Source organism: Salinimicrobium sp. CAU 1759 (genome assembly GCF_054482715.1).
This window is the reverse complement of record NZ_JBTLRK010000002.1, coordinates 158,198-180,379: the sequence shown is the minus strand read 5'-3', so window position 1 is coordinate 180,379 and position 22,182 is coordinate 158,198. Positions and strand designations below refer to the sequence as shown.

Annotated in this window: 18 protein-coding genes and 1 pseudogene; 17 read left to right on the top strand and 2 right to left on the bottom strand. The window is 42.0% G+C overall.

What is annotated here, in order from left to right; translation table 11 throughout:
- Positions 1-6: 6 nt before the first annotated feature.
- From ACXYMT_RS11865 to ACXYMT_RS11845, 5 genes and pseudogenes are all read left to right on the top strand, one after another.
- Positions 7-2,154 (top strand): copper-translocating P-type ATPase, encoded by a 2,148-nt coding sequence (locus ACXYMT_RS11865; protein WP_459059327.1) that lies wholly within the window; start codon positions 7-9, stop codon positions 2,152-2,154.
- The gene (locus ACXYMT_RS11860; protein ID WP_459059326.1) at positions 2,155-3,387 is read left to right on the top strand and encodes an MFS transporter; all 1,233 of its coding nucleotides are present in this window, start codon (positions 2,155-2,157) and stop codon (positions 3,385-3,387) included.
- Positions 3,388-3,496: 109 nt separating this feature from the next.
- Positions 3,497-4,060 (top strand): PRC-barrel domain-containing protein, encoded by a 564-nt coding sequence (locus tag ACXYMT_RS11855; protein ID WP_459059325.1) that lies wholly within the window; start codon positions 3,497-3,499, stop codon positions 4,058-4,060.
- Positions 4,061-4,235: 175 nt separating this feature from the next.
- Positions 4,236-4,478 (top strand): hypothetical protein, encoded by a 243-nt coding sequence (locus tag ACXYMT_RS11850; RefSeq protein ID WP_459059324.1) that lies wholly within the window; start codon positions 4,236-4,238, stop codon positions 4,476-4,478.
- Between the two features lie 21 nt (positions 4,479-4,499).
- A pseudogene (locus ACXYMT_RS11845) lies at positions 4,500-4,631 on the top strand (hypothetical protein); the annotation flags it as partial.
- An 89-nt stretch (positions 4,632-4,720) separates the two neighbouring features.
- Here ACXYMT_RS11845 and ACXYMT_RS11840 read toward each other — a convergent pair.
- Positions 4,721-6,040 (bottom strand): APC family permease, encoded by a 1,320-nt coding sequence (locus ACXYMT_RS11840; protein WP_459059323.1) that lies wholly within the window; start codon positions 6,038-6,040, stop codon positions 4,721-4,723.
- Positions 6,041-6,438: 398 nt separating this feature from the next.
- Between ACXYMT_RS11840 and ACXYMT_RS11835 the strand changes: the two genes are divergently transcribed.
- From ACXYMT_RS11835 to ACXYMT_RS11785, 11 genes are all read left to right on the top strand, one after another.
- Positions 6,439-7,884 carry a hypothetical protein gene (locus tag ACXYMT_RS11835; RefSeq protein WP_459059322.1) on the top strand — a complete coding sequence of 482 codons (1,446 nt, stop codon included), beginning with the start codon at positions 6,439-6,441 and terminating at the stop codon, positions 7,882-7,884.
- An 812-nt stretch (positions 7,885-8,696) separates the two neighbouring features.
- Complete coding sequence (locus ACXYMT_RS11830; protein ID WP_459059321.1) at positions 8,697-10,013, top strand: PQQ-dependent sugar dehydrogenase; 1,317 nt, start codon at positions 8,697-8,699, stop codon at positions 10,011-10,013.
- Positions 9,989-10,366 (top strand): c-type cytochrome, encoded by a 378-nt coding sequence (locus ACXYMT_RS11825; RefSeq protein ID WP_459059320.1) that lies wholly within the window; start codon positions 9,989-9,991, stop codon positions 10,364-10,366. Before ACXYMT_RS11830 ends, ACXYMT_RS11825 begins: the two co-directional genes overlap by 25 nt.
- Positions 10,367-10,733: 367 nt before the next feature.
- Complete coding sequence (locus ACXYMT_RS11820; RefSeq protein WP_459059319.1) at positions 10,734-11,153, top strand: DUF305 domain-containing protein; 420 nt, start codon at positions 10,734-10,736, stop codon at positions 11,151-11,153.
- A gap of 110 nt (positions 11,154-11,263) precedes the next feature.
- Entirely contained in the window at positions 11,264-11,656 is a 393-nt protein-coding gene (locus ACXYMT_RS11815; RefSeq protein ID WP_459059318.1) for a transmembrane 220 family protein, read from the top strand.
- 90 nt (positions 11,657-11,746) lie between these two features.
- The gene (locus ACXYMT_RS11810; protein WP_459059317.1) at positions 11,747-12,586 is read left to right on the top strand and encodes an EboA domain-containing protein; all 840 of its coding nucleotides are present in this window, start codon (positions 11,747-11,749) and stop codon (positions 12,584-12,586) included.
- A gap of 11 nt (positions 12,587-12,597) precedes the next feature.
- Positions 12,598-13,509 (top strand): TatD family hydrolase, encoded by a 912-nt coding sequence (locus tag ACXYMT_RS11805; RefSeq protein WP_459059316.1) that lies wholly within the window; start codon positions 12,598-12,600, stop codon positions 13,507-13,509.
- A gap of 26 nt (positions 13,510-13,535) precedes the next feature.
- Entirely contained in the window at positions 13,536-14,390 is an 855-nt protein-coding gene (gene eboC / locus ACXYMT_RS11800) for a UbiA-like protein EboC (protein ID WP_459059315.1), read from the top strand.
- 9 nt (positions 14,391-14,399) lie between these two features.
- Positions 14,400-15,587 carry a 3-dehydroquinate synthase gene (locus ACXYMT_RS11795; protein ID WP_459059314.1) on the top strand — a complete coding sequence of 396 codons (1,188 nt, stop codon included), beginning with the start codon at positions 14,400-14,402 and terminating at the stop codon, positions 15,585-15,587.
- Entirely contained in the window at positions 15,584-16,789 is a 1,206-nt protein-coding gene (eboE, locus tag ACXYMT_RS11790; RefSeq protein WP_459059313.1) for a metabolite traffic protein EboE, read from the top strand. Before ACXYMT_RS11795 ends, eboE begins: the two co-directional genes overlap by 4 nt.
- A gap of 3 nt (positions 16,790-16,792) precedes the next feature.
- Positions 16,793-18,163 carry an alkaline phosphatase family protein gene (locus ACXYMT_RS11785; protein ID WP_459059312.1) on the top strand — a complete coding sequence of 457 codons (1,371 nt, stop codon included), beginning with the start codon at positions 16,793-16,795 and terminating at the stop codon, positions 18,161-18,163.
- Positions 18,164-18,190: 27 nt separating this feature from the next.
- Here ACXYMT_RS11785 and ACXYMT_RS11780 read toward each other — a convergent pair whose 3' ends face one another.
- The gene (locus tag ACXYMT_RS11780) at positions 18,191-19,501 is read right to left on the bottom strand and encodes a PQQ-dependent sugar dehydrogenase (RefSeq protein ID WP_459059311.1); all 1,311 of its coding nucleotides are present in this window, start codon (positions 19,499-19,501) and stop codon (positions 18,191-18,193) included.
- A gap of 232 nt (positions 19,502-19,733) precedes the next feature.
- Here ACXYMT_RS11780 and ACXYMT_RS11775 point away from each other — a divergent pair, with 232 nt between their 5' ends.
- Positions 19,734-22,088 carry a multicopper oxidase domain-containing protein gene (locus ACXYMT_RS11775; RefSeq protein ID WP_459059310.1) on the top strand — a complete coding sequence of 785 codons (2,355 nt, stop codon included), beginning with the start codon at positions 19,734-19,736 and terminating at the stop codon, positions 22,086-22,088.
- Positions 22,089-22,182 lie beyond the last annotated feature (94 nt).

The window sequence follows — 22,182 nt, the reverse complement described above, 5'->3', positions numbered from 1 at the left end:
GGAATTATGGAACATCACGACGAACACAAGGAGGAGTCAAAGAATTCAGCGAAGCGGGAAGCAAGAAAAGAAGAAGCTAACTTAAAGGATGACCTTGCTGAAAAAACAAAACATGGGCACAATAAGGCGATGGACCGGGACATGATGGATCATGACAGGGGGAAACATGACGATGATGAACCCGCTCATGGCCATGCAGGTCATGATCACCATAAAATGATGATTGAAGATTTTAAGAAGCGTTTTTGGGTAACTCTTGTTTTAACTATCCCAATCCTCTTTCTGTCGCCAATGATCCAGGATTTCTTTGGGTACAAATATCTTCTACCAGGAAATAAGTACATCCTTTTTGCCCTCTCGACTGTTGTTTACTTCTATGGAGGCTGGCCATTTTTGAAAGGCTTTTGGTCTGAAGTGAAAAAAGCTGCCCCAGGGATGATGACCCTCATTTCTATGGCAATTACAGTGGCTTATCTCTACAGTTCTGCCACGGTCTTTGGTCTCGAGGGTGTTGACTTTTTCTGGGAACTCGCTACGCTTATTGCTATTATGCTGGTAGGGCATTGGATTGAAATGAAATCTGTTTTGGGTGCTTCCAAAGCTTTACAGCTTTTGGTGAGTATGATGCCTGCGGAAGCGCATCGGGTAAACGGAGATCAGATTGAAGATGTAAAGCTGGATACGCTAAAAAAAGGAGATATAATTCTTGTTAAACCTGGTGAAAAAGTGCCTGCAGATGCTATAATCGTGGAGGGTGAAAGCTACCTGAATGAGTCGATGCTTACCGGGGAATCAAAACCGGTAAAGAAAAGTACAGATCAAAAAATAATTGGTGGATCTATTAACGGCAATGGATCCTTAAAGGCTAAAGTCGAACATACCGGGAAGGATAGCTATCTCAATAAGGTGATCACTATGGTGGAGGAAGCGCAAAAATCCAAATCCAAAATGCAAAACCTTTCCGACAGGGCCGCAAAATGGTTGACCTACATAGCATTGGGTATTGGTTTTGGCACTCTTGCGGTTTGGTTGATCTTAGGCTTTCCTTTTGTGTACGCACTTGAGAGAATGGTGACGGTTATGGTCATTGCCTGCCCCCATGCGCTAGGACTGGCAATTCCACTTGTAGTCGCAATTTCTACAGCAGTATCTGCCCAAAATGGATTGTTAATTCGTAACCGAACGGCTTTTGAAGAATCCCGAAAAATTACCGCCTTACTTTTTGATAAAACCGGAACCCTTACTAAAGGGGACTTCGGCGTCACCCGTATCGAATCTGTGAATGATAAATTCTCCAAGGAAGAGATTCTAAGGCTTTCCAGCGCGTTAGAACAGAGTTCTGAACACCCTATTGCTGTTGGGATCATCAAAAAAGTAAAAGATGATAAAGTCCCTATTCCAAAACCAGAAAACTTTAATGCCATTACCGGCAAAGGAGTCGAGGCCACTGTAGAGGGAAAAGAGGTGAAAGTAGTAAGTCCTGGATACTTGCGGGATGAAAATATCAACACCCCCGAAGATGCCTATAGCGATGCAGCCGAAACTGTGGTTTTTGTATTGATCAACGGTGAATTAGCCGGGTATATCGCGCTTGCCGATGAGATTAGACCCGAGTCTGCAGACGCCATCAGGATATTTAAAGAGAACAATATTAAAGTTTTTATGGCAACAGGGGATAATGAGAGGACCGCTAAAGCAGTTAGTGACAAACTCGGTCTGGATGGATATTATGCAGAAGTCTTACCCCATCAAAAAGTGGAAATAGTTAAAGAATTGGAAAGTAAGGGAGAATTTGTGGCCATGACCGGTGACGGGGTTAATGATGCGCCGGCTTTGGCTCAGGCGAACGTTGGTATTGCAGTAGGTTCGGGAACAGATGTGGCTGCAGAAACTGCCGATATCATCCTTGTTAACAGTAACCCACAGGATATTGCAAACTTAATTTTATTTGGAAAGGCTACCTACAATAAAATGATTCAGAACTTAATATGGGCAACGGGTTATAACGTTGTTGCAATACCATTAGCCGCTGGAGTTCTGTATTCTTCAGGATTTGTTTTAGGACCTGCGGTTGGTGCGGTATTTATGAGTTTAAGTACGATTATTGTGGCTATAAATGCGCAATTACTAAAGCGAAAAATCGGTAAAAAATAAATGGATAGAAACAAAACTCAACAGGTATCTTTAATCCTGTTGAGTTTATTCGTAGTGATGTTGGGCTATGGTATTTTATTGCCAACCCTTCCTTACTATACCGAAAGATTAGCTTTAAAAGACAATCTTGACACCGACCTTATCAACTTCCATATTGGGTTGCTCACGAGTATCTATCCTTTTTTCCAATTACTATTCGTGGTGGTATGGGGAAAACTCTCGGACAGGTATGGTCGCAAGCCTATTATTATAATTGGTTTAATAGGCTTTGTTATAATGCAATTACTTACTGGTCTTGCCACGTCGCTTACCATGCTTTATATCTCCCGAATTTTTGGCGGAATATTCACATCATCAGTTATTCCTGTGAGTAATGCATATTTAAGTGATATCACTTCAGAAAAACTCAGAACTAAGGTAATGGCCTGGTCTGGTGTCGCTATTAGCTCTGGGGTCATTTTTGGTCCCGTAATCGGTGGCTTTCTTTCTCAAACAGACCTTCATCTAAAATATTCAACTCGTCTGCTACATTTAGACCGATTTTCAACACCGTTCCTTTTTGCAGCACTACTAGGATTGATTGTTCTATTTATTGTTATGAAATGGTTAAAAAACACTGATCGTGTGCATAAGTACACAAAACAAAAAATGAGTTTGTCCTTCTTGTTTAGTAGTTATTTCATAATACTATTGGTAATATCCTTTGTAATCCAATTTGTAGTGACCTTGTTTGAAACGGTATTTTCAATATATGGTAAAGATGAATTGGCATTTAACAGTACCCAAGTAGCAATTGGCTTTATGCTCTGCGGATCGGTTATGGCAATTTTACAACCAATTTTTGCCAGTTATGGTGAGAAAATTTTTTCCTCAAAAAATCAAATTGCTTTAGGGTTACTAATATCTGGGGTATCCTTAATTGCCTTTCCATTTTTTAAAAGTGAATTTATGGTATATAGCTTAATCTTTGTATTTGCTGCCGGAGGTGCTATGATTACACCCAATTTGTTGTCTGCGGTATCTTTGTTATCCAAAATAAATACAGGTCGAAATATTTCAATACAAAGTTCTACTAACAGTATTGGTCAAATTTTGGGACCGGTTATAGGATCGTGGTTGGTTGCTGGTGGTTTTTATTACCCTTTTATAATTGCCGGGTCTGTTGCTTTAGTTTCAATGGGATTTGTTCTACCCCTAATGAAAATAAAGGATAAAACGTCTCTACCTCAATGATTAAAAATTTTAAAATAACATTAGGAGTCTTATTTATACTTTCAAAAACAATATGTTTAATTTTAAATGATTGCGCGATGAAAAAATTGAGCCTAATTAAAAGAAAGATATGACGAGACACAGAATAATGATAGAAAAATGGAAATACGATGAGGTTGGTCAGGATATAGAAAGAAGTACCTCAAGAGATCCTAACGAAATTTCTGCACCACTTGAGCATTTAGAAGAGCTTAAGAAGAGTGACTACAAGATTTCTGATCAACTGTCGGGGATTTACGGTTGGCAAGTCCTTTTAAATACAGGAGGTAAAGTGGGAAGACTGAAGGATTTTCTGTTCGACAGAAATCACAAAAGAATAAGATATTTAGTTGTGACCCTGGAGAAAGGCAGAAATACAAAAGAGAATAAAAACATTTTGATTCCTGTAGGAAAAGCAGAAATAAATCAACAGCCAGAAAAGATAATAATACAAAAAGAAATTACTTCAGAAGAACTGTTGAACTTACCAGAATTCACAAATGTTAAAAGCCTGGCAATTGAAGATGAAAAAGCAACAGTAAGAGCCTTTGCCGGTTCTTCTACAAAAGAAATTCCGTACACCAAAGAGAATTTTTATGACCGTGAAGAGTTTAGGGAGGAAAACTTCTTTGGTGATTTACATGACAAGGGTTAGGATCGGTTCCCAATTTCTTTCCTCTATCTATGCTCTTAAAGTTTAAAATAATTCATTCCATCACATCGAATCCTGCCTAAAGACGGCAGAAGAAGACATTCAAAACTTGAAGCCTGGCCTCATTCACCCATCATTTTACTAAGGATAAAAACTTTTACAGAACTCATACAGGTTTATGACAAAAGTTGTTGATGATCAATTAACAGTGATCAGAAAAAAAGAAGAAAGACGAATTTTACTTCTGATTTTTGTAGCAATTGTAATTGTAGAAATGGCGTGGTACATAGGTGGAGAAATACTCTGCCAGTCAATCACCACAGAGAATCAATCTGAAGAAATTTTAAGGGTAAACCCAGTACAAAGCCTTTTTTGTAGGTTAGCAGGTATTAAGGATACTTCTATTGAACAGACACAATAAAATTCGGGAGTTGTCAGCCAGACAGCAGAGGGAGAAATGCCTATAGATTCCTATACATCGCTTCATCCAGATGCCGATTTTTCTATAGAGGAAAAAGCCGAGATCATAAGTTATACGACCGGGCTGAAAAAAAATTGGAACTGTCTCTTTTGAAACTGATAAAAGCTGAAGATCTGAAATCTTCAGCTTTTATTTTTCCTTGTAGAACCCATTCCAAAAGATTACAAAAATATTTCTTAGCTTCAATGACCGGATGAATCTTCGTCCTCATCTGTCCCCTTTCCCTTTAAGAACAATTTTTCTCCCACAAACGTGATCAGGATGAGTGCTAAAGAGACAAGGATCACGGTGAGATTGGTTTGAATTTTCACCCACACAAAACCGATGAGGACCACCGCATCTAGTACAATAGCAGTTATTACCACAAATCGATTCGCCTGCACTTCCTCTCGCATGCGATTTAAAACCCCCACGTGGATAATCATATCCATGATCAGGTAAAAAATGGCACCCATTGCCGCAATTCCAGAGAGGTCAAAGAGCACGGTCAGTGCAATTGAAATTACAATAACATAAATCAGCATATGCTGTTGGATATTACCTTTCATTCCAAAATGAGAATGTGGTACCAGTTTCATGTTAGTCAGCATAGCGGTCATACGAGATACAGCAAAAACACTAAATATTACCCCTGTTATTGTTGCAACCAGTGCTATTCCTACTGTAAAATTAAGTCCCCAATTCCCAAACAAAGGCCTTGCTGCTTCGGCCAGGGAGTAGTCTTTCGCTTTTATGATTTCTGATATCTCCAGATTGGCACCCACGGCTAATGCGGTAAGAAAATATACTACCCCACATATTATCAGCGAGTAAATAATCGCCTTTCCGATATTTTTCTTCGGATTCACAATTTCACCTCCACTATTGGTGATGGTGGTAAAGCCTTTGTAGGCAAGAATCGAAAGCGCTAAAGAAGCAATATAATCGGTTAAAGCATTAGTGGGTGCAGAAGATGGTAAGGCCGAGCCTACGGCAAAATCTGCTGCCCAAAGTGCTCCAATTGCAAAAATAAGGATCCCGCCAATCTTTATTGCAGCAGTAGTTATTGCCGTTTTTCCGATGACTTTGTTTCCTAGTATGTTAATGATAAATGCAACCACTAAAAGAGCCACAGCTAATACCGGCACCCAAATACTGTCTTTGCCACCATCAAATAGCTGCATTGCATAAGATCCAAAGGTTCTCGCCACAAGACTTTCATTAAGGATCATTGAAAAAGCCATCAAAAGTGCTGCGGAAGCTGTGATAGTTCCTTTTCCATAGGCTTTTTGAAGAAACATAGCGATCCCCCCTGCAGACGGATATGCCTTCGCCATCTTCACATAGGAATAGGCGCTAAAACCAGAAATTATACCGCCCACTACAAAGGAAAGGGCAAAATATTCTCCGGAAAGTTCAGCCACCTGCCCCAGTAAAGCAAAAATACCGGCACCTATCATTACACCTGTTCCCATGGCTACGGCATTACCAAGACTTAAGCTGTTTTTCTTATAATCATTCATTCTAAACAGATTTTGGATAAATAGTGGAGAAATTCTCAACAGGAAAAAGATATCCCATGGAATTAATCTCCCTGATTCGAAATTACAATTAGTGAACAATTATTTTCTTAAGATTATTGTAAAAGCACCTCCTTTCATTGCTGGCGTTCACTATCTAAAAGGTATCATAATCTTCTGTGAAATCCTGTTAATGATTTGTTCAGCAGCTGCTTCGTTCTTACTTTTAAGTAGCTAATCAATTAAGTAAGACAATGAAGAAATTTTCCCCATATTTTCTTATTGTTCTTTTCCTGGTCTTTTCCTGTAAAAAAGCCGAAGAAGAACGAGGAGACGAAGAGGAAGTAATCTAACAAGTATCCCAGCCCACACAACGGAAAGTAAATGCCACAGATATTGTCGTGCCGGCAGGCTACAAGATCGAAGCCCTTGTAGAAGGGCTCACCTATCCTGTAGATATCACATTTGACAAGGAAGGGAATTACTACATAGCCGAAGCGGGAGGACATACTTACGGAACAAAACCTCCACGCGCTCCCGAAGCCCGGATCCTTAAGGGAAGTCCCGGCAAAAAACTGCAGGTATTCTTCGATCAGGTGGTCCCCATGACCGAAATAAAGGAAGAAGAATCTTCCGAAGACATGGAAGAGGGGCTTATCCCGCCGGTCACAGGCGTGACCTTCTACAAAGGCAATCTATATGTCTCTCACCGCAGCAGATATTCCGTGTTAAACCTGGAAAACCGGGAATTCGAATCTATCATAAGCGGCCTCCCTTCCTGGGGAGAATTTCTTAATGCAAAGCCAATTTTCAAAGATGACAAAATGTACTGGTTCCTCTCCACCCAGGGAAACAGTGGAGTGATTGAAGCACATTGGGTGCGGGTGATAGACCAGTTCAACAAACCCCAGGCCCGGGAAATACCAGGAGAAGATGTTACACTTACCGGCCAAAACTTTTGGGTTCCCACTTCCAAAGTTACAATAACAGAAGCAGACTCTGTAAAAACCGGAGCCTATGCCGCTTTAGGAGAGACCACTACTGCGGGGCAGGTTATCCCTGGTGAAAAGATTGCAAATGGCGCTTTTTATGTAAGCGATTTGGACGGCTCCAATATTGAAAGGATCGCATGGGGGCTGCGCAGTAGTTTGGGTTATCGCTTTAGTCCCGACGGAAGATTGATCACGACAATGAACAGTGCAAATCCCATGCCTCCCCGCGGATTGATGTTTGACTGGGAACCAATTTATGAAGTGATAGAAGGAGAATGGTATGGCTGGCCCGACTTTTACAGTGGACTCCCCATTACAAACGAACGTTTTGGTGTCAAAAAAGAAGACCGAAAATTTGTCCTCACTCCTGAAACTCACCGCAAACTCTTAAAAGGTAAAGATAAACCTATACAACCTCTTGCAAAATTGTCGTCTCATGCAGCAACTCAGGGCATGGTTTTCGGCCAGGGAACTATGAACGTTCCCGAAAATGAAATCCTGGTCGCTGAATTTGGCGCTATTGTTCCCGTTTTTAAAGGAGAAAAATTTCATCCCAATCGCCCTCCCGGTGTTCCCCCCGAATCTGAAGCTCCCGAAGGTGTACAATACAATTGGCCCGGCTTTAAGGTTCAACAGGTTAATCTATCTACCGGAGAAGCCAAAGATTTCATTTATAACAAATCCGGACTTCCAGCCTCGGCTGGCCAAGGGGCTGGTTTGGAGCGCCCTATTCAATTAGAGTGGGACTCCCAGGGAAATTTGTATATCGTAGATTTTGGAGTAGTCGAATTTGATGATACGGGAATGAACGCCCACCCTTTTACAGGTGTAATCTGGAAAATAAGCAAACAATAAAAAAATACCGGGAATGGAAATTACAGCTACAGTTTTACTCTTTCTAGGAGCGGTTTTGGCTTTATGGCTTTTACTCGTTTAAGTATGAATATGCAGGTGCCTCAAGTGACCTGATTAGGCCGCGTTGATGGTGGTGTTTTACATAAATTCATTGCATGGATGTTGGCGGACGGTGTATGGTCTGTGGTAGGTTTGGGACAAATGTCGGCAGGAAACCGAGATCCCGGAGCTTTTTTTGGCTTTGTTGTAGGAAGTCGGATTGGAGAATTGTTTGGTAGTCTTCTATGTATATGTTCTACTCTGCGGAAAAACGCAAAAAAAATTAAAACACAAAAGTAAAGATTAACTCTATAGACCTAGGCAGCCTTCAAAAGGAAGAACCTTATTATCAATAACTAAAAACCAGAAAACATGGAAACGGAAAGAGAAAAAAAAAGAAAGAATATATGGTATTGGATCATAGGGACAATTATAGTCCTTCTACTAATCTGGTGGTGGTGGGCAGAAGCTGCCTAAGCTGCAATACAATTTTATGACTCAGGGGCTGTAGGCCTGGAATTAGGATATTTTGACTATGATAATCATAGTAAATAAACTTGCCTGTAGCCCTTCAATGATTTACTAGTCCAACAATAATTGTATGAAAAGCTGTCTCCACTATAGAAAAGGATAAAAAGATGAAGATAAAGTATGTATTAATAGTACTCTTTGCTATTCTGCTGATCAACCAAAGTTGCTATCGCATAATGCCTTCTAAAGGCGGCGGATAGCTGGATGATGTTCCCGAAAAGCGAAATATAGAGTCCACTGATGTGCTTTTACCTGATGGGTATAAAATAGAAGTCGTCACAGAAGGATTAACTTTTCCCACCGCCGTTACCTTTGATGAGGAAGGCAATACTTATGTTATAGAAGCAGGTTACTCCTATGGAGAAGTTTTTATAGCTCCAAAATTACTCAGAATACAGCCGAATGGTTCCACAACTACTTTATACACGGGTCAAAAAAATGGACCTTGGAATGGGATTACCTATAGCAACGGTCACTTTTATATAGCTGAAGGAGGGCAGCTCGAGGGAGGAAAAATACTCAAAGTGAGTAAAGAAGGTACTTCACAGGTATTGGTAGAGGGCTTACCAAGCCTTGGGGACCACCATACAAACGGACCGGTCATAAAAGATGGATATCTATATTTTGGACAAGGCACAGCAACCAATTCCGGAATAGTGGGTAATGACAATGCCTCTTTTGGCTGGCTCCACCGTTTTCCCGATTTTCACGATATCCCATGTAAGGATATTACTGTAAACGCAATAAACAGTGAGACAAAAAATGTCCTGAGTGAAGATCCAGATGATAAAGCAGTTACAGGTCCCTTTCTTTCTTATAATCAAAAAGCCGAACCAAACGAAGTGATAAAGGGAGCAATTCCCTGTACCGGTGCTGTAATGCGGGTACCAATCAATGGTGGAGATCTTGAGCTGGTAGCCTGGGGGTTCAGAAATCCTTACGGTCTCGCTTTAGACCCAGATGGACAGATTTATGTTACCAATGACTCTTATGATGTTCGTGGTAGCCGTCCCGTTTGGGGAACAGGAGATTTGCTGTTTAAACTAGAGCAGGATGCCTGGTATGGATGGCCAGACTATAATGGCAGTATGTCCATAACGCACTTGGAGGTCCCTGGAAAAGAAGACCCACAAAAAATACTGGTGAATGATCCCGGTACGCCGCCACAGCCGGTGGCTAGCCTAGGGGTTCACTCCTCCTCCAACGGAATAAGTTTTTCCACAAACGCAAACTTTGGCTTTGAAGGACAGGCTTTTATAGCCCAGTTTGGAGATATGGCACCGGGAGTAGGAAAGGTGTTGTCGCCCGTTGGATATCGGGTTGTACGTGTAGATGTAGGATCGGGAATAGCTGAAGATTTCGCCACCAATAAAGCTAAAAAGAATGGACCTGCCTCCCGGTTGGAAACAGGAGGTTTGGAAAGACCGGTGTCAGTGCAGTTTAGTCCCGATGGTACTGCATTATATATTACAGATTTTGGAATCCTTGCGACCAGCAAGGAAGGTGCTAACCCTATTAAAAACTCCGGAGTGGTATGGAAAGTAACAAGACAAGACTAAAAGGAAGAAATTGCTGGTTTAGAGCTGTAGCCCTTTCAGCAGGCATTGCAATTATTAGCTGCTCTGCCCCAAAGATAAAACCCTATGCTGAGGTTGTCACGCTGCCAACAGAGCAGCTTCAAAACGGGAGAATACTTTTTGATAATTATTGTGCCTCATGCCATCCTGAAGCAATGTCCGGTGTGGGGCTGGCTATTATAAATAAACCTCTGCCGAAGGCTCTTATTAAATTTCAGATAAGAAACGGAATTGGGGTTATGCCCGCATTTAATGAAGAACAACTTTCAGATGAACAGGTAGAAAATATCGCAGAATATCTGCACTACCTGCGTACAAACAGGAACAAAGACTAATTTGTAAGAAGTGAAAATTACCAACACGTGGTTTACCTGTTGTTTATTTCAGATGGAGTCTTTATTTGAAAGTCATCCTGAAAAAACTCCCAAGACAAAAAATTAGATTTAACACAATTTTCATATCATTAAATCCATAAACTATTTAATTTGAAAAAAGCCTTCAATGGCGAATTAAATTAAGCTCAAATCAAAAATAATTTCTAACCAAACAATCTAAAAAATGGAAAATAATCAAAACAACAAAAAGCCTTACATAAAGTTTTTTTTAATGATAGCAACTTCAATGGTTGCTATGTTCTTTCTGATGTATACACATTCTTACCAAATTATAGATCATTTTTGGTATAGTGAAACCCGACTGTTTATGACAATGATAATGGGAGGGGCAATGATTATTATCATGTTATTGTATATGCTCAACATGTACAAAAACAGGAAAGCTAATATGCTCACTCTTGCTTTCGGAGTCATATTAATAGGTGGTTCGATATGGCTGGTACGAAGCCAGGTAACCGTTTCGGATACAGATTATATGGAAGGCATGATACCTCACCATTCCATTGCTATTCTAACCAGCGAGCGTTCTCAAATAGAAGATGTTAGGGTAAGAGAGCTTGCAGATAAAATCATTAAGGCGCAGCGTAGGGAGATCATGGAAATGCAATGGCTTATAAATGACATAAGAGAGAACGGCATCGTAGAAACAGAGGAAGAAAAAAAGGAGCGCCCGGTTCCGGATTTTGAAGGTTGGGTCGATAAAGAAACCATAGATCTAGAGGATTAACAAAACTGGAGTTAAATTCGCAATACTTCTAAAATCCGTGCATAACCTTAGTTGAAAAGCTCCGGCTCCATGTGGGGCGAAGAGGTGACTAATGTTCAAAACCAACTTTTGTGAAAATAGCCAATGCATTTTTTGCAGTTATTTTTTTGATTTCTGCCTTTGTACAACACAACGACCCGGACCCATTTTTATGGATGTCAATATATGGCTACGGGGCATTATCCTCTACCCTATCTATTTTCGGGAAGGATAGTAGAGTTTTGCATTATGCAGGTCTGGTCGTTTTCGTTTTTTACGCTATTTACTTATTCTTTGCTCCCAATGGCGTCTACACATGGTTCAGCTTGCATTCTGCGGAAAACATCACCGATTCCATGTCTGATGATAAGCCCTGGATAGAAGCCACCAGGGAATTTTTCGGACTGCTCATCCTAATTTTTGCCCTTTTGTTAAACCTGATCTTTCGAAAAAAGAGGAAAAGCACCACCCCCTCTTATAGCTGAAATTAAGATTACTACAACAGAGGATGGAGATTAGATTTCTTATATTAAAAAGGCATTGGTACATCGAACTGCAACCATAAATTAATTACAATGAAACAGCTGCAAAAACTACTACTAGAATGGATAGCTGAGGTTTGTTCTCCGGAAGAAGTAAAATGGCTTGAGGAGGAAGAAAAAAAATTTAGATCTCAGGGAAATAAAAGGGACCTCGTATTAGCTTTCTCAAAAGTTCCGCGAAATATCACTCGAAAAGATCTAAATATCGGACCTGAAGAATTTCATAAAGCTCAGGCCTTGAAAAAGGACTGGCATCCGGAGAACCTGGATTCAGAACAGGCGGCAAGAATTCTGCTTCTGCTTTCTTTTGCGTCAGAGAAGCCGGAAGAATTTTCAGGTACAGTTGAAAAATTGTTGGAAACTGCAGATCTAAATGAACAAATCGCTATTTATTCAGCTCTACCATTGTTTCCTAATCCTGAAAGGTTTCTCCAAATAGCTTACAACGGTACCCGTTCTAATGCTACCTCTGTCTTTGACACCATTACATTGGAAAATCCTTATCCTTATGAACATTTTTCAGAAGAAGCTTATAATCGGCTGGTTCTTAAAGCCGCATTTATGGAGAGACCTTTTTGGAAGATTGTCGGCATCCCCGAACGTGCCAATCCGGTACTTGCTGAGTTACTGCTCGATTTGGTCTCAGAAAGATGGTCTGCCGGCAGGGAGGTTAATCCACTCGTCTGGCGATTAATTACTCCTGCCTTGACTGAAGATCTCTTCCGGGAATTTAGAACAAGGGCAAAACAAATGGGTGCCGTAAATGAAGAAGCCGTTTCCCTTTCATATGAGCAGCATAAAAATTCTTCAATCCCGGATTCCCAAAAGTGGGAAAACTTACAGAAAAAATGGGAAACTCAAATACAAACATAAAAACAACACCAATGAAGTTTATAGATCCACACATTCACATGACATCCCGAACTACCGATGACTACAGTCGTATGCGCGAGGCAGGAATTGTAGCTATAATTGAGCCTTCTTTTTGGCTGGGCCAGTTGAGAACAAGTGTAGGCACATTTAAGGATTATTACAGTAGCCTGATAGGCTGGGAAAGGTTCAGGGCGAGCCAGTTCGGCATCAAGCACTATTGCACCATTGGCCTGAATTCAAAGGAAGCCAATAATGAAGAACTGGCAGAACAAGTGATGGATCTGCTGCCCCGGTTTGCTCTCAAGGAAGGTGTTGTGGGAATAGGGGAAATAGGATTTGACGAACAAACAAAAGCAGAAGAAAAATATTTCAGAAAACAGTTGGATCTGGCAAAAGAGCTGGAGCTGCCTGTGCAGATCCATACGCCCCACAGGGACAAGAAAAAAGGAACCTCTTTAAGTATGGATATCTGTCTGGAGCATGGACTTGACCCGGAATGGGTAATAATAGACCACAACAACGAAGAGACAGTCAAAGAAGTTCTCGACAGAGGATTTTGGGCGGGGTTCACCATATATCCCAACACAAAAATGGGCAATGAGCGAATGGTGGAGGTTGTGAAGCAATACGGTTCAAAGAATATATTTGTAAACAGTGCCGCCGACTGGGGGATTAGTGATCCTCTTGCAGTCCCGAAAACAGCTGCCTTAATGCAAAAAAAAGGTATTGATAAAAAAGATATTGAAAAGGTGACCTACAGCAATGCCCTGGCTGCATTTGGACGCAGCGGACAAATGAAAGAAGAGGACTGGGAAACGGAAAAAGAAATTGATCTCAATGCCAAATTCTCGGGAAATTCGGTTCTACGTGGGGAACAAATTCCGACTTCTCAATCAAACGAAGAGGACATCCTAATAAAGTAGAATAAATGTTGCCATACCTGAAGCTAATGAGGCCTGCAAATATCATAACCGCTTTTGCAGATATACTTGCGGGATCATCAATTGTTGCCGGAGGTTTAATCGTATTTTATAGTGCAGATCTCTACCTGTTATTGTTGGCGACAGCAGGCTTGTATGGTGGCGGGGTAGTCCTGAACGATTATTTTGATGCCGAAATAGATCAACAGGAACGACCGGAACGGCCTATTCCAAGTGGACAGGTAACCAAAAACGAGGCTTTGACCCTGGGAGTGGTGCTTTTTCTGATAGGAATAGCAGCTTCTTTTGTGGTTAATGTAGTTTCAGGGTTTTTGGCAGTGGCTATTGCAGTTTTAGCCACCGCTTATGACGCCAAAGGGAAACATATTGACTGGATAGGCCCCATAAATATGGGGCTTTGCAGGGGTTTAAATCTCCTCCTGGGAATGTCAATACTTCCTGCTATCACTGCGGAAAACTGGTACCTGCTATTCATTCCGGTAATTTACATTGCAGCCATAACCTCCATTAGCAAAGGTGAGGTAACAGGTTCTACCCGGAAACCCTTATATGTGGCAGCTTTTTTTTATCTTTTGGTCATTACAGCTATTGCATATTTGGGATATGAATCAGAAGCCAGCGACTTCTTTTACACTGTTCTGTTCGTAATCCTGTTTGCAGCTCTTATCCTGCTTCCCCTTGTTCGGGCTATTAAAGAACCTTCAGCTAAGAAAATACGCCTGGCTGTAAAAGTGGGGATTATCTCCCTGATTGTTATGAACGCAGCCATTGCGGCTTCCTCAGCAGGTCTTGTTTTTGGGCTTGTGGTGTTGACTCTTTTACCCTTTTCTTTCCTGACCGGAAAATTGTTCCCGGTCACTTAAAACCTTGTTATGAATTCCAAAATAAGTGCTCAAAAAACAAACATCCGGCAAAGCTTCACTCTACCTGTAGCGTATGACGTGTATTTTACCGAAGATCTTTTTGCCCCTGCAAATCCCACTTTTAAGCAGGTATTCAGTAGAAAGACAGAAAAAAAATTAAAGCTCTTATTTGTGGTTGACAGTGGTTTACTTGAAAAAACACCGGGCCTTCAGGAAAAAATCAGGACTTACTGCGAAGATATTTTACAACTCGAGGATTTTCCCGATCCCATCATTCTACCGGGTGGCGAAGAGAGCAAGAACAATTTAGATCACGTTACTTCTGTTCTGGATCAAATTAATAAATATGGCATTTCCAGGCATTCGTTTGTAGTAGCTATTGGAGGAGGCGCCGTGCTCGATGCCGCAGGATTTGCAGCAGGCATTGCGCATCGCGGAGTAAGACTGATAAGAGTTCCCACCACTGTTTTATCCCAGAATGATTCGGGCGTGGGCGTCAAAAATGGAATAAACTGGTACAACAAAAAGAATTTCCTGGGAACCTTCACCCCTCCCTTCGCTGTCATCAATGATCAGCAGTTTTTACGAACTTTAGAAGAAAGAGACTGGCGAGGCGGCATTTCTGAAGCCGTGAAAGTGGCCCTTATTAAAGACAGGAATTTTTTTGACTGGATTAAGAATGACACCGAAAGACTGGTCAACCGGGATAATGAAAGTATGCAGTACCTCATTTATAGATGTGCAGAGCTTCATTTAGAACATATCTCTTCGGGAGATGCATTTGAAACAGGCTCCTCCCGGCCTCTTGATTTTGGCCATTGGGCAGCTCATAAACTGGAACAGTTCACCAATTACTCCTTAAGACACGGGGAAGCTGTTGCTATAGGAATCTCTCTGGATTGCGTCTATTCATGGAAGACCGGCTTGATAAAAAAATCTACTTGTGACGAGGTGCTTCAACTACTTTGGAATCTGGGTTTCAGATTATATACGCCGGAATTACTTCGATTGGAAGAAAAAGAATTTGAGGTGCTCGAAGGCCTTCAGGAATTTCGGGAACATTTAGGCGGGGACCTCACTATTATGCTACTTGAAGAAATTGGCATGGGGAAAGAGGCACATCAAATAGATAAGGATAAAATGAAGGAATCTATCCTTTTTCTTGAGAAGGAAGATCAAAAAATTGGTGCATCTTGAAATACAAAAACTATCATCTTACCTACTGTACCAATGTGCATCCCGGGGAAGACTGGGCAACCACTTTCACTCAGCTTAAGAAGTATATCCTGCCTTTAAAGGAAAAATTGGCACCTGAGACACCCTTTGGCATCGGCTTGAGATTGTCGGCAAAAGCTGCAGCCGGTCTCCTGGAAAATAACGGGCTGGACAAATTTCAAAAATGGCTTGAACAAAACGACCTGTACGTATTCACCATGAATGGCTTCCCTTACGGCGCTTTTCACGCCACGCATGTTAAGGAAAAGGTACATGACCCCGACTGGAGCACTAAGGAAAGACTAAAATACACCGGGGACCTTATTGAAATTTTGGGCAAGCTTATACCGGCGGAAATTAGTTCAGGCAGCATTTCAACATCTCCCGTATCTTATAGGTTTACTCAGAAAAATATTAAAAATGATAAGGAGACTGAACAGAAGATCACTGAAAATTTCGCTGCTGTTGTGGAGCTGCTTTTTCAGCTGAAGGAAAGTACAGGTACAGAGATTAATCTGGATATAGAACCCGAACCGGATGGAATGGTAGAAAGTTCAGCCGAGGCGGTAGCATTCTTTGAATATTTAGTACAGGAGGTTGGGATGCTTCTACAAAAAAAGCTCAGGGTCCCGGCGGAAAAAGCACATGCCATCATTTTGGATCATCTTAGGATCTGCTATGATGTTTGCCATTCTGCCCTTCTTTATGAGGAACCATCTGAAGTCATGGCAAATTTTGAGAAAGCAGGAATAAAGATTGGAAAAATCCAAATAAGTTCAGCCTTGAAGATCGCTATTCCCCTGGAGCAACCTGAGCGGAAAAGAATTCAGGACCGTTTGACAGCTTTTGCAGATTCTGTTTATTTACATCAGGTAGTGGGTTTACTACCCGACGGTTCTTTTGAACGTTATAAAGATCTTCCGGCTGCCTTAGAAAGTTTGCCCGTGACCCATTCCACCGAATGGCGAATTCATTTCCACGTTCCCATTTTTGCTGCGGAATATGATGGGATCTGCTCTACCCGGCAACAAATAGAAAAGGTTTTTTCCCTACCAAACCTGAAGGAGATCACTTCTCATCTTGAGATAGAGACCTACACCTGGGATGTATTGCCCGAAAAGAATCAAAGCTCTTTAACTGAATCTATTGCCCATGAATATCGGTGGGTGCTAAGCAACCTGTAAAAAATGAAAAAAACAGTCGTTATTAATGTAGTTGGGCTTTCAAAGAATTTAGTGGGAGACAAAACACCTTTCTTAAAAGGGTGGGCAGGAAAAAAACAGGTAAGAGCTATAGATCCGGTACTTCCCGCTGTTACGTGTAGCGCCCAGGCTACTTACCTTACAGGGAAATATCCTGAAGAGACAGGGATTGTAGGCAATGGCTGGTTTTTTAAAGAGGAAAGTGAAGTGAAATTCTGGAGGCAACCCAACCAGCTTGTACAAAGCGAAAAGATCTGGGAAACGCTGAAGAAAAGTAATCCGGATTTCACTTGTGCAAATTTTTTCTGGTGGTACAATATGTATTCCTCTGTGGACTATTCGATCACCCCTCGCCCCATGTATCCTGCAGACGGCAGGAAAATTCCGGATATCTATACCTTCCCCTCCCATTTAAGAGTTGATCTGCAGAGGGAATTAGGACAATTTCCTCTGTTCAAATTCTGGGGACCTGCCACCTCAATTGAGGCTTCAAAATGGATTGCTCGTGCCTCGACGATGGTCGATGCACAAAATGATCCCACTTTGACTCTCATTTATATTCCACACCTGGATTATAATTTTCAGCGCCTGGGCCCACATCATCCTGATATTGGCAAAGACCTGAAACAGGTGGATGAAATATGCCAGGATCTTATCACCTATTATGAATCGAAAGGTGCTGAAGTCATTTTACTTTCGGAATATGGAATAACTGAAGTAGAACGCCCTGTCTTCATCAACAAGCTGCTAAGGGAAAAGAACTACATCGCTGTCAGGGAAGAATTGGGTCTTGATGTTTTTGATGCCGGTGCCAGTGAAGCTTTTGCTGTATGTGATCACCAGGTCGCCCACATTTACATCAGGGACAAAAGCAGGATTTCTGAAGTAGTAAAACTGCTCGGGCAGCTACCCGGAATTGAAAAGTTAGTTACAGGAGAAGAGAAAAAGGAGTATCACCTGGATCACGAACGTGCCGGAGATATTGTTGCTATTGCCGACAAGGATTCCTGGTTTTGTTACTATTACTGGCTGGATGACAAAAAAGCTCCTGACTACGCCCGAACAGTCGACATTCACCGGAAGCCGGGATATGACCCTGCCGAGCTCTTTATCGATCCCGACATTAAATTTCCAAAATTAAGAATAGGTCTGAAATTACTACGGAAAAAACTAGGCTTCCGGACACTCATGGATGTAGTTCCGTTAAAGCCTGAACTGGTAAAAGGTTCCCACGGCCGCCGTCCTGAATCAACCGGGGATTGGCCGGTCTTCATTTCTTCTTCTAAGGGAAAAGAAGCAACCTTGAAACCTGTCGCTGTCTTTGACGAGATTAGATCCGCGGTACTTCCAGAATGAACTAGCTCCTCACATAAACCTATTTTTTTAAGGAGCAACCATTTTAAAAACTTTCCCGGTATTCCCTGTGGGTCCTTCTTCATCGGTGGTAAGCACGAACATTTCTCCCTCTTTGTTCTGACCAAAAGACAGAAGATAATGACCTATGGAAGTAGAATTGGTTTGAGCGATTTTCAGCTCTTGAAAATCCCACATTCCGGTCTCTTGCGGAGTTGCCATAAACACGGCTCCCGCAGGTTTTCCATGATGCTGTGTCCAGGTTCCAAAAAGGTACTTTCCGGCCAGGTTTTTAATCATTTCACCTCTGTAGACATAACCTCCTATAACTACCAGGCCTTTTCCTCCATCGTCAGTACCACCCTGTTTAAATTCGATGACGGGATCTATCAGAGGGTTGCCCATCTTATCTTTTTCGGGACATTCCTTTTTCTCCTTATCGTTGTTATAGGAATTAAAACAATGAGTTCCTTCTTTCACATTCCACCCGTAATTGCCACCTTTTGTGATCACACTTACTTCTTCCCAAAGAACCTGTCCCGCATCTCCGGCGATAAGATCATTGTTTCCCTTCATGTCAAATGAAAACCTGTATGGATTCCGAAGGCCATAGGCATAGATCTCATCCATTCCGTCCTTTTCGACAAAGGGATTGTCTTCAGGAATTCCGTAGGGAGACCCTCCATCCACATCGATCCGTAAAATACTGCCGAGTAAATTCTGCTCTACATCCTGTCCGTTTCCGCCGGCATTTTCATCATACCAGTCGGGCACGTGACCCATGTCGATATCGTTCGCACCTCCCCCGTCACCAAGGGCGATGTACAGGTAATCATCGGGACCAAATGCCAAAGTTCCCGCATTGTGGTTATCCTGCGGCTGATCCACCTTCAGAATGATCTTTTCTGAAGACTTTTCGGCCATATTGGGATTATCAGGAGAGATCCTGAATTCTGAAATATGACTGGTATGATCCCAGTCTTTGGGACCGTCCTCACTCAGTGGTGCGCTGTAATACACGAAAAACCTACCGTTCTCACTGTAATCAGGATGAAAAGCCAGACCGAGAAGCCCCCTCTCCTCATGGGCGTCCTTGAGTTTTATAATTTTATCTTTCAGGTCCAGGAAAGGCTCTTTCAAAAGACCCTTTTGAGGATTATGAATCCTGATCACCCCTACCTGGTCAACAATGAAATACCTTCCCGACTCGTCCGGCGATTCTACCAGGGCCACCGGGGATACCAAATTATCTGCAATAACTTCCAGTCCTACCGATTCCTGTGAGGAACCTGTTAGAACCCATCCAAGACTGAACAATACGAAGAGAAATTTTATTTTCATAACTATAGATTTTAAGGATTTTTCCGAAGGATCTATAAGTTAATCAATTTATACAGATGAATTGGTTAAATACCTGTTAAGCAAAGAGTCACGAACGGGTAAAAGTATTGTGTTTTCCCATGCTCCGGAAATTCGTACCCGGCTGAGTTTTAACAATACTTTCATATAGAAAACGGTAGAAGCTGACTAACTTGTAAGTAATCCCTATTCGTGTAATCCTGAAGAAAACGCAATGAAAAATCTTCTCCTCCCTCTCTTCCTTACTATCACATTTTCTCTTCAAGTGTTTGCTCAACGTCCTCAATCTGTTGAAGGAAATGTCGATAACTGGCCGGTACATGAATATGAACTCACTATAGATCAAGAGATGGTCAATTTCACCGGGGATCCGGTCAAGGCCATGACCATCAATGGCGGCATTCCGGGGCCTGTTCTGGAGTTCACTGAAGGAGAATATGCGAAAATCCATGTTACCAACAAGATGGATGTGGAAACCTCGGTACACTGGCACGGACTTTTGCTTCCCAATTTCTTTGACGGCGTGCCTTATCTTACCACTCCGCCCATAAGACCGGGAGAGACCTTCACTTATGAATTCGCCCTGAAACAATCGGGTACTTATTGGTATCATTCCCATACCGGGCTCCAGGAGCAACGTGGAGTGTATGGCTCCATTCAGATAAATCCGCGGGAGCAAACCATGGATTATGATAAGGATCTTGTCCTGGTGCTTTCAGACTGGATGGATGAAAAACCTCATGAACAGCTGCGCAATCTCAAAAGAGGGAATGAATGGTATCTGATCAAGAAGGGACAGGTTCAAAGCCTCAATAAAGTATTGGCCAAAAATGCATTAGGAGCCAAACTCAAAATGAGCTGGCAACGGATGCCCGACATGGCTATTTCTGATAACTACCACGATCTTTTCCTGGTAAACGGTAAACCGGAACAGCAGTATCCTGATTTCGAACCCGGGGAAAAGCTGCGGTTGCGATTTGTCAATGCCTCTGCAGCATCTTATTTCTGGATCACCTTTGGAGGTGAAGATCCATTACTTGTAGCTGCCGACGGGTTGGATGTAGTTCCCATAAAAAAGAATAAAACCCTCATCGCTGTTGCAGAGACCTATGACTTCATTGTCACCGTTCCGGAAAGTGGTAAACTTGAAATTCGTGCCACTTCTCAGGATGGTTCGGGTCATGCTTCAGCCTACATAGGAGATGGAGAAACAATACCCGCGCCTGTGGTTCCCGAACCTGATCTTATTGAAATGATGAAAAAGATGATGGCGATGGACATGAAAATGGGCGCACCGGCATCGAAATTCAGACCAGGGAAAAATGATTCCATTAAGGTGATGAAAAAATATGCCATGGAAATGGACCACATGGCAATGGATATGGATTCTAAAGGAATGGAAATGCAGGAGGATCATACCCAGCATGATATGGATATGAATGAAGACATGAAAAAGGATACCCTGGTTCAGGACAAAATGAAAGATCCCAACCTTATGGACCCTATGAAAAAGCCGCTGCCAGATTCCCTGGTAATAGGCGATCCTATGAAAACAGCGGGATCGCCTCAGTTCAATTATGATTACTTAAAATCCCCTGAACCAACCACAATTTCAGAAGAACAACCACTTAGGGAAATGTTATTCAACCTTACGGGCAACATGAACAGGTACGTGTGGAGTATCAATGGAGTTCCCCTTTCCGAAACTGACAAGATCAAAATTGAGCAGGGGCAAAGAGTGAGGATTACCCTGAATAACCTTACCATGATGCATCACCCCATGCACCTTCACGGCCATTTTTTTAGGGTGATCAACAAGAATGGAGAATATTCCCCATTGAAGCACACGGTAAATGTGGCGCCCATGCAAAAAGTTGTGATCGAGTTTGATGCTAACGAATATGGGGACTGGTTCTTTCATTGCCATGTGCTCTACCACCTCAACGCCGGTATGGCCCGGGTTTTTAGTTATGACACTCCGCGCGATGAGCGGCTGAAATCTTATCCTTTAGCCAATCTTACAACAGAAGCGAATGAATATTTCACCTGGGGAGAAGTAACAGGTGCCAGTCATATGACAGAACTTTATGCTACCACCACCAATATTCGGAATCAATTCAGGTTGCGGGCCGAGTATGGCTGGAATGAAAACCTTGAAGGCACCCTTACCTATGAAAGGTATCTCAATGACTACTTCAGGGTTTTTGTCGGTGGGAATATTGAGAACGAGGAAGAAGATAACCTGGATGAACTGGAACCTACCGCCATTGGTGGTATAAGGTACCTGCTGCCGCTGTTAATAGATTCAGAACTCAGCATTGATCATAAACTTCGGCCACAGGTGGCATTTAGTGCCGGGCTTCTACTCTTTCCACGTCTCGAATTGTACGGGGAATATGAGTATCAGATAGACTTTGGCTGGAACGGGGACCTGGAAGAGAGCAAAGATTACGAAAGTGAAACCGTATACCAGGTAGGTCTGGAGTATGTGGTCAGCAAAGGGGTCAGGTTAATGGGAAGCTATGACAATCGTTTCGGTGCGGGCGGCGGAATCTCCCTATGGTTTTAAATAAGTATAAAGGTTGAAAAAATTGAAAAGACAATTAATCTATAGAAAAAAGAAGGGTTTTTAAACCCAAAAACAAATCACTAACTATAAATAT

Bases quoted from the DNA above. Each gene is read 5' to 3' on its own strand.
- ACXYMT_RS11865 (WP_459059327.1), top strand. From the start codon at position 7: ATGGAACATCACGACGAACACAAGGAGGAGTCAAAGAATTCAGCGAAG.
- ACXYMT_RS11860 (WP_459059326.1), top strand. From the start codon at position 2,155: ATGGATAGAAACAAAACTCAACAGGTATCTTTAATCCTGTTGAGTTTA.
- ACXYMT_RS11855 (WP_459059325.1), top strand. From the start codon at position 3,497: ATGACGAGACACAGAATAATGATAGAAAAATGGAAATACGATGAGGTT.
- ACXYMT_RS11850 (WP_459059324.1), top strand. From the start codon at position 4,236: ATGACAAAAGTTGTTGATGATCAATTAACAGTGATCAGAAAAAAAGAA.
- ACXYMT_RS11840 (WP_459059323.1), bottom strand. From the start codon at position 6,040: ATGAATGATTATAAGAAAAACAGCTTAAGTCTTGGTAATGCCGTAGCC.
- ACXYMT_RS11825 (WP_459059320.1), top strand. From the start codon at position 9,989: ATGGAAAGTAACAAGACAAGACTAAAAGGAAGAAATTGCTGGTTTAGA.
- ACXYMT_RS11820 (WP_459059319.1), top strand. From the start codon at position 10,734: ATGACAATGATAATGGGAGGGGCAATGATTATTATCATGTTATTGTAT.
- ACXYMT_RS11810 (WP_459059317.1), top strand. From the start codon at position 11,747: ATGAAACAGCTGCAAAAACTACTACTAGAATGGATAGCTGAGGTTTGT.
- ACXYMT_RS11805 (WP_459059316.1), top strand. From the start codon at position 12,598: ATGAAGTTTATAGATCCACACATTCACATGACATCCCGAACTACCGAT.
- eboC (WP_459059315.1), top strand. From the start codon at position 13,536: ATGAGGCCTGCAAATATCATAACCGCTTTTGCAGATATACTTGCGGGA.
- ACXYMT_RS11795 (WP_459059314.1), top strand. From the start codon at position 14,400: ATGAATTCCAAAATAAGTGCTCAAAAAACAAACATCCGGCAAAGCTTC.
- ACXYMT_RS11785 (WP_459059312.1), top strand. From the start codon at position 16,793: ATGAAAAAAACAGTCGTTATTAATGTAGTTGGGCTTTCAAAGAATTTA.
- ACXYMT_RS11780 (WP_459059311.1), bottom strand. From the start codon at position 19,501: ATGAAAATAAAATTTCTCTTCGTATTGTTCAGTCTTGGATGGGTTCTA.
- ACXYMT_RS11775 (WP_459059310.1), top strand. From the start codon at position 19,734: ATGAAAAATCTTCTCCTCCCTCTCTTCCTTACTATCACATTTTCTCTT.